The organism is Nocardia alni, assembly GCF_019038435.1.
Classification (GTDB): Bacteria; Actinomycetota; Actinomycetes; order Mycobacteriales; family Mycobacteriaceae; genus Nocardia; species Nocardia alni.
In genome coordinates this window covers 1-2,096 of the sequence record NZ_JAGPOX010000303.1, presented here as the reverse complement: position 1 = coordinate 2,096, position 2,096 = coordinate 1, and the positions used below count along the sequence as shown (strand labels likewise).

Genomic DNA, 2,096 nt, shown 5'->3' with positions numbered 1-2,096 from the left:
CTGCTGGCCGGGGGCGGGCTGGGCCCACTGCGCGGGTTGCTGGGTTCCCTGGCTGGGTTGCGGCCACGACGGGGGCTGAGGTGCGAGGGGGTGCGGCCCCCCGAACTGCTGCGGCCCCCCGAACTGCTGCGGCCAGCCCGGCGGTTGCGCGGGCCGGGCGGTCTCGGGACGAGATGCCATGTACAGCACAACGATTGCGGCCAGCGTCACCAGTAGTCCGGGGATCGCGAGCCAGCCGCCGTGATACTTCATGCTCAGCTCTGGATACTGGAAGCTGTCGGTGATGGCGAACAGATGCTGGAGGAACAGCGCACCGCCCGCCAAGCCGAGGGTCAGTCGCGCAGGTGTCGGGCTATTGCCGGCGACGAGCATGACGAGGGCCACCAGTGGCGTCAAGATGATGAAGATCCACGCTATGACCGGCCACTTGGCCATCCACTCGAATCCACCCTGCCACCAGAACTCATGCCCCAGTTCCAGCAGCATCGAGAGCACGAGCAGGCCGGCCACGGCGAAATCGGCGCCGTTGCGCCCACGAACGGGCGCGGGTGCGGTTGATGCCGAATGCTGTTGTGGCACAGCAAATCCAGATTGATAACCGGGTTGCATCGGAGCGTTCGGCTGTCCCGGAAAACCGGACTGTCCAGTAAAACCGGGTTGCCCGGGAACACCCGTCTGTCCCGGGAAACCGGGTTGCCCGGGAACACCTGTCTGTCCCGGGATGCCGGGCTGTCCGGGAACGCCCGTGTGTCCCGGGGCGCCAGGCTGCGCGGGAACACCAGCCTGACCTGGGGCGCCGGGGTGCCCTGGAATCCCGGCCTGTCCTGGAGCGCTCGGCTGCCCGGGCCATCCGTACCCGGAAGGCGGCACCGCAGGCATCGGCCCGGTGCCCGGCTGATAAGGATTGGCCATCGAGCAAACTCCTTGCAGTGTCGCCGAAATACCCGGAGCCCGAGCATCGTCCAGCCTATGGGATCGAACGATCCCGAGCAGACCGAACCCGGGAGTCGACCACACGGAGCCGCGCATACCTCGCGGCCCCGCACTGCGGACTTTCTTCGGCCGCCGACTGCTACCTCGGCGTCGGAATCGTGGCCGAGTCGTGGCAGTTCACCCGAAGTCGAATCCGGTCTTGTCCGACGCCTTGGGACAGCGCGGAGGAGGAATGAGTCCGTCTCGCCCCGGGCATGGAGAAGCACCCCCAGCCTGCCCGGCCACGTTCGCCATACGACAGGCTGCTTTTGAAGGGACCACCCGAGTTAGCGGGCCCGGCCTGTGAATCCGATTGTCGGCCCGGTCGGTGACCGTGTTGTGTCAGGTGCGGCTCGACGCCGACACGATCGGCAGCGGGCCGCCGGTACCAGCACACGCGGTCGTCGTCACTGTGTGCGCGACGCCCGCAGTGACGACGACCTGGTGTTGGACCGATCAGTAGTCGCGTGAGTTCCGACCCGCGTGCGGCGCCTTGGCGGTGAATTAGGTTGGCGAGGACCCGAATTCGGTTGCCTGGTGGCACGGTCTGCGGTGTGGAATTTGGTCGGCTACTGCTGGGCCCAGGGTGGGATGCCCAGGCGCTTGGGGGGATCCTTCGGGCGGTTGTCCGGTGGTTCCCCGGGGTCGTATCGGTCGGGTGGTGACAGGTCCTGGCGTTGCGGGGGCGCCGGGACGTCCGGTGGGTGGGTCGGGATCGGCTCGGAGTCGATCGGGGGCGGAGACAGGAAGCCTCCGGGCTGGCGTATCACCGGTTGACGGGCCCGCTGTTGCGCGGGGATCGGTGTGGTTCCGGGTGATTCGGGGGCGGGGTCAGCAGTGCGGTCGTCGACCGGCTGGGGGGAGTTGTACGGTTGCCACCCGGTCGGATTCGAGGTGTAGGGCCCGGAATCCTGTGTGGCGTAGGGGGAGCGGTTGTCGGGCGGCGGCGGTGCGGAGCCGGGATATGGCGGTTCGTGATTGGTGACGGGGCGGTAGACCTCGGGCGCGTGCGTCTCGTACTGCGGCATCGGATTCGAGGGGTAGGGCTCGGAATTCGAGGCTGCGGCGTACGGGGAGTTGCGGTCGGGAGACTCGAACTGTTGCGGAGGAGGGGAGTTCGGGTG

At 67.8% G+C, this 2,096-nt stretch carries 2 pseudogenes; both read right to left on the bottom strand.

The features are described from left to right. Positions 1-579, bottom strand: a pseudogene (locus tag JZ791_RS43990) (hypothetical protein); the annotation flags it as partial. A 962-nt stretch (positions 580-1,541) separates the two neighbouring features. Further along, a pseudogene (locus tag JZ791_RS43985) lies at positions 1,542-2,096 on the bottom strand (hypothetical protein); the annotation flags it as partial.